Source organism: Streptomyces sp. KR55, assembly GCF_052245645.1.
GTDB classification, from domain to species: domain Bacteria; phylum Actinomycetota; class Actinomycetes; order Streptomycetales; family Streptomycetaceae; genus Streptomyces; species Streptomyces flavusporus.
Genome location: NZ_JBQQCE010000554.1, coordinates 1 through 5,945, shown reverse-complemented (window position 1 = coordinate 5,945; position 5,945 = coordinate 1). Strand labels below are relative to the sequence as shown.

Below are 5,945 nucleotides of genomic sequence, written 5' to 3'. Positions count from 1 at the left end.
GACATCCCCCTGGAGCAGATGAACACCTCGATGACCATCAACGCCACGGCCATGTGGCTGCTGGCGCTCTACCAGGTCGTCGCGGAGGAGCAGGGCGCGGACATCACCAAGCTCCAGGGCACGACCCAGAACGACATCGTCAAGGAGTACCTGTCGCGGGGGACGCACGTCTTCCCGCCGGGGCCCTCACTCCGGCTGACGACGGACATGATCGCGTACACGGTCTCCCACATCCCGAAGTGGAACCCGATCAACATCTGCAGCTACCACCTGCAGGAGGCGGGCGCCACACCGGTCCAGGAGATCGCGTACGCGATGTCCACCGCGATCGCGGTTCTCGATGCCGTACGCGACTCGGGGCAGGTTCCCGAGGAGAAGTTCGGGGACGTCGTGGCCCGCATCTCCTTCTTCGTGAACGCGGGCGTCCGCTTCATCGAGGAGATGTGCAAGATGCGGGCGTTCGGGCGGATCTGGGACAAGGTCACGCGCGAGCGGTACGGCATCGAGAACCCCAAGCAGCGCCGCTTCCGGTACGGCGTCCAGGTCAACTCCCTCGGTCTGACCGAGGCGCAGCCGGAGAACAACGTCCAGCGGATCGTCCTCGAGATGCTGGCCGTGACCCTCTCGAAGGACGCACGCGCGCGTGCCGTCCAGCTTCCCGCCTGGAACGAGGCCCTGGGTCTCCCCCGCCCTTGGGACCAGCAGTGGTCCCTGCGCATCCAGCAGGTCCTCGCCCACGAGAGCGACCTGCTGGAGTACGAGGACATCTTCGAGGGCTCGAAGGTGATCGAGGCGAAGGTCGAAGCCCTCGTCGAGGAGTCGCTCGCGGAGATCGACCGCATCCAGGAGATGGGCGGCGCGATGGCAGCCGTCGAGTCCGGCTACCTCAAGTCGCAGCTCGTCTCCTCGCACGCCGAGCGGCGGGCTCGTATCGAGTCCGGTCAGGAGAAGATCGTCGGCGTCAACATCTTCGAGGCGACCGAGCCCAATCCCCTGACGGCCGACCTGGACACGGCCATCCAGACGGTCGACCCGGCCGTCGAGGCCCGTGTCATCGAGTCCCTCCAGCGCTGGCGCGACACCCGCTACCAGCCACCCTTCAACCACCCGCGCCCCTGCAAGGCGCTGGAGCGCCTGAAGGAGGCCGCCAAGGGCACCGCCAACCTCATGGAGGCCACCCTGGAGTGCGCCCGCGCCGGGGTGACGACCGGCGAGTGGGCCGGGGCCCTGCGCGAGGTGTTCGGCGAGTTCCGCGCGCCGACCGGTGTCTCGTCGGCACCCGTCGCGGTGACCGCCGAGGAGGGCACCGCGATGGCGCTCGTCCGCCGCCGCGTCGAGGAGACCGCGCGCGACCTCGGCGTCGGCAAGCTGCGCTTCCTGGTCGGCAAGCCGGGCCTGGACGGACACTCCAACGGCGCCGAGCAGATCGCCGTACGCGCGCGTGACGCCGGCTTCGAGGTGGTCTACCAGGGCATCCGGCTCACGCCCGAGCAGATCGTCGACGCGGCCCTCGCCGAAGACGTCCACGCGGTGGGCCTGTCGATCCTCTCCGGCTCGCACGCCCAGCTGGTGCCGGATGTGCTGGAGCGGCTCCGTGTGGCCGGTGCCACAGATATACCGGTGATCGCCGGTGGCATCATCCCCAACGGTGATGCCGAGCAGCTCAGGGCCGCCGGAGTCGCCGCGGTCTTCACCCCGAAGGACTTCGACATCACCGGGATCATCGGCCGCATCGTCGACGAGATCCGCAAAGCGAACAAGCTCGACCCCCTGGAGGTCCCCGCATGACCACGCCCGCCCCGCAGGTCAACCGCCTTCGCCCGCGGCGCTCCTGCCTCGCCGTGCCGGGAAGCAACCCGCGCTTCCTGGAGAAGGCCCAGGGCCTCCCCGCCGACCAGGTCTTCCTCGACCTGGAGGACGCCTGCGCGCCGCTCGCCAAGCCCGAGGCGCGGCACACCATCGTCAAGTTCCTCAACGAGGGCGACTGGACGGGCAAGACGAGGGTCGTGCGCGTCAACGACTGGACGACGGAGTGGACGTACCGCGATGTCGTGACCGTCGTGGAGGGCGCGGGTCCGAACCTCGACTGCATCATGCTGCCGAAGGTCCAGGACGCCCAGCAGATCGTGGCCCTGGACCTCCTCCTCACCCAGATCGAGAAGACCATGGGCTTCGAGGTCGGCCGCATCGGCATCGAGGCGCAGATCGAGAACGCCCAGGGCCTGAACAACGTCAACGAGATCGCGCAGGCCTCCCCGCGCATCGAGACGATCATCTTCGGCCCGGCCGACTTCATGGCGTCGATCAACATGAAGTCGCTGGTCGTGGGCGAGCAGCCGCCCGGCTACCCGGCGGACGCCTACCACTACATCCTGATGAAGATCCTGATGGCCGCCCGCGCCAACAACCTCCAGGCGATCGACGGCCCCTACCTGCAGATCCGCAACGTCGACGGCTACCGCGAGGTCGCGCAGCGCGCCGCGGCCCTCGGCTTCGACGGCAAGTGGGTGCTGCACCCGGGCCAGGTCGAGGCGTCCAACGAGATCTTCTCGCCCTCCCAGGAGGACTACGACCACGCCGAGCTGATCCTGGACGCGTACGACTACTACACGTCCGAGGCGGGCGGCAAGAAGGGCTCCGCGATGCTCGGCGACGAGATGATCGACGAGGCCAGCCGCAAGATGGCGCTGGTCATCGCGGGCAAGGGACGCGCCGCCGGCATGCAGCGCACCAGCACGTTCGAGATTCCGGAGGCGTAAGGCCATGCAGTTCGGGCGCACCTACGAGGAGTTCGAGGTCGGGGCGACGTACAAGCACTGGCCGGGCAAGACGGTCACCGAGTACGACGACCACCTGTTCTGTCTCCTCACCATGAACCACCACCCGCTCCACATGGACACCAACTATGCGGAGAAGACGACGGACTTCGGCAAGAACGTCGTCGTCGGGAACTACATCTACTCGCTGCTGCTCGGCATGTCCGTCCCGGACATCTCCGGCAAGGCGATCGCCAACCTGGAGATCGAGTCGCTCAAGCACGTGGCGCCGACCTTCCACGGCGACACGATCTACGGCCAGACGACCGTGCTCGACAAGTGGCCGTCGAAGTCGAAGAACGACCGGGGCATCGTCCACGTCGAGACCAAGGGCTACAAGCAGGACGGCACGCTGGTCTGCGTGTTCCGCCGCAAGGTGATGGTCCCCACCGAGACGTACATCAAGGAGCGCGGCGGCGAGCAGCCGGGCCGCCCCGAGCTCAAGGAACAGGGGAAGTAGCAATGGCGCGACTCGCCCAGACCGCCGGTCTGACCGACATCCAGCAGGAGATCCTCTCCACCGTCCGCGACTTCGTGGACAAGGAGATCATCCCGGTCGCGACCGAGCTGGAGCACCGCGACGAGTATCCGCAGCAGATCGTCGACGGCCTCAAGGAGTTGGGCCTGTTCGGCCTGATGATCCCCGAGGAGTACGGGGGTCTGGGCGAGTCGCTTCTGACGTACGCCCTCTGCGTCGAGGAGATCGCCCGCGGCTGGATGTCGGTCTCCGGCATCATCAACACCCACTTCATCGTGGCGTACATGCTCAAGCAGCACGGCACGCAGGAGCAGAAGGACCACTTCCTGCCGAGGATGGCGGCCGGTGACATCCGTGGCGCCTTCTCGATGTCGGAGCCGGGTCTGGGCTCCGATGTGTCGGCGATCACGTCGAAGGCGGTCAAGGAGGGCGACGAGTACGTCCTGAACGGTCAGAAGATGTGGCTGACGAACGGCGGTACGTCCTCCCTCGTCGCCGTCCTCGTCCGGAGCGACGAAGGACATCCCGAGGGCACCGCGCCCCACAAGTCGATGACGACCTTCCTGGTGGAGAAGGAGCCCGGCTTCGGTGAGGTCCGTCCCGGCCTCACCATCCCGGGCAAGATCGACAAGATGGGGTACAAGGGCGTCGACACCACCGAGCTGATCATGGACGGCCTGCGCATTCCGGCCGATCGGGTGCTCGGCGGCGTCACCGGCCGAGGTTTTTACCAAATGATGGACGGGGTCGAGGTCGGCCGCGTCAACGTTGCGGCACGTGGCTGCGGCGTCGCTCAGCGTGCCTTCGAGCTGGGTGTCCGGTACGCCCAGCAGCGTCACACTTTCGGCAAGCCGATCGCCCAGCATCAGGCGATCCAGTTCAAGCTCGCCGAGATGGCTACCAAGGTCGAGGCGGCCCATGCCATGATGGTGAACGCGGCACGCAAAAAGGACTCCGGAGAGCGAAACGACCTCGAGGCCGGGATGGCGAAGTACCTCGCCTCCGAGTACTGCAAGGAGGTCGTGGAGGATGCCTTCCGGATCCACGGCGGCTACGGCTTCTCGAAGGAGTACGAGATCGAGCGCCTCTACCGCGAGGCCCCGATGCTGCTGATCGGTGAAGGTACCGCCGAGATCCAGAAAATGATCATCGGCCGCAGGCTGCTCGAAGAGTATCGATTCCAGGGCTGAATGTCCGGAAACGGGGTGTTTTCTTCTAGAAGAAGATCACACCCCGTAGGCACTCCCCGGCCACCGACTCGGCTTCCTTGCTTACCCAGTTACGGCCCTTAGCCGCTACGATCGCGAGAAAGCCGCCGTCCCCCGTTCAGAGCGCGGCATCATCCGCTACGAAGGTCATCCATGCCCCACAGCCAAACCTCTGCACCACGCGACAGCCTGGTCGGCACACGCCTCGCGCGCGGAGCATCGCCGTGGCTCCTCCCGACCGTCGCCACCGCAGCCCTCAGCCTGGCCCGTGCACGCCGCTCCGGTGCGGCCAAGGCCGTCGCCGTCCCCGCCACCGCGCTCGCGGCGGGGATGCTGTGGTTCTTCCGCGACCCCGAGCGCGAGATCACCCAGGGCCGGGTGATCTCGCCCGCCGACGGCGTGGTGCAGAGCATCATGCCGTGGAAGGACGGACGTACCCGCGTCGCGATCTTCATGAGCCCGCTCAACGTCCACGTCAACCGCGCTCCGCTGGCCGGCACCGTGACGTCGGTCGAGCACATCCCGGGCGGATTCGTTCCTGCTTTCAACAAGGAGAGCGAGAACAACGAGCGGGTCGTCTGGCACTTCGACACCGAGCTCGGTGACATCGAGATGATCCAGATCGCCGGCGCGGTCGCCCGCCGTATCGTCCCCTACATCCCGCAGGGCACCAAGGTCGAGCAGGGCGAGCGGATCGGTCTGATCCGCTTCGGCTCGCGCGTCGACCTGTACCTGCCCGAGGGCGTCGAGGTCGCGGTCGAGGTCGGCCAGAAGACCATGGCTGGGGTGACTCGCATTGACCGTGATTGACCCTGATACGCAGTCGGGCTGGGTCCCGGAGGCGGCGGAGGACGACGAAGAGGAGGAGATGCCCCTCTCTCTTCGCCTCTCGATAGCGGACACCCTCACGCTCGGCAACGCCACGTGCGGCTTCATGGCGGTGTACTTCACCACCACCGGCATCCTGATCCCGCACCTCACCGGCAGCCAGGAGACCGGCATGGCCCGCCACAGCGCGGCCACGGCGGTCATCCTCATGCTCTGCGCGGCGGTCTTCGACCTGTTCGACGGCCTGGTGGCACGCAAGCTGCGCTCCTCCCCCATGGGCGCGGAGCTGGACAACCTCTCGGACCTGATCAGCTTCGGCCTGGCCCCCGCGTACTTCGTCCTCGTCTACGGCATGGTCGCGGACGACGCGCACCAGCGGGTGGCGGCGGTCGGGGCGATCGTCGTGCTCCTGGCCGTGGTGCTGAGGCTCGCGAGATTCTCCTGTGTGACGCCGACGAACGGCATGTTCCAGGGCATGCCCAGCCCGTTCGGTGCACTGACGGTCGTCGCGATCGTGCTGCTGGAGCTGCCCTTCGTGGCGACGCTGCTGGCGATCCTGGGCACCGCGTGGCTGATGGTGAGCCGGGTCGAGTACCCGAAGCCGCGGGGCCGCCT

Annotated in this window: 6 protein-coding genes; all 6 read left to right on the top strand. The window is 67.1% G+C overall.

What is annotated here, in order from left to right; genetic code table 11:
• The coding region (locus ACTWQJ_RS45080) for a protein meaA (RefSeq protein WP_443312183.1) at nt 1-1,788 on the top strand (1,788 nt) is incomplete at its 5' end.
• Nucleotides 1,785-2,759, top strand: a complete 975-nt coding sequence (locus ACTWQJ_RS45075) for an HpcH/HpaI aldolase/citrate lyase family protein (protein WP_443312182.1) — start codon at nt 1,785-1,787, stop codon at nt 2,757-2,759. The genes ACTWQJ_RS45080 and ACTWQJ_RS45075, both read left to right, overlap by 4 nt.
• A 4-nt stretch (nt 2,760-2,763) precedes the next feature.
• Complete coding sequence (locus tag ACTWQJ_RS45070) at nt 2,764-3,276, top strand: MaoC family dehydratase (protein WP_224737430.1); 513 nt, start codon at nt 2,764-2,766, stop codon at nt 3,274-3,276.
• Between the two features lie 2 nt (nt 3,277-3,278).
• Nucleotides 3,279-4,484 (top strand): acyl-CoA dehydrogenase family protein, encoded by a 1,206-nt coding sequence (locus tag ACTWQJ_RS45065; protein ID WP_443312181.1) that lies wholly within the window; start codon nt 3,279-3,281, stop codon nt 4,482-4,484.
• 171 nt (nt 4,485-4,655) lie between these two features.
• Nucleotides 4,656-5,312, top strand: a complete 657-nt coding sequence (locus ACTWQJ_RS45060; protein ID WP_443312180.1) for a phosphatidylserine decarboxylase — start codon at nt 4,656-4,658, stop codon at nt 5,310-5,312.
• A partial coding sequence (gene pssA / locus ACTWQJ_RS45055) for a CDP-diacylglycerol--serine O-phosphatidyltransferase (RefSeq protein WP_443312179.1) occupies nt 5,299-5,945 on the top strand: 647 nt, incomplete at its 3' end. The genes ACTWQJ_RS45060 and pssA, both read left to right, overlap by 14 nt.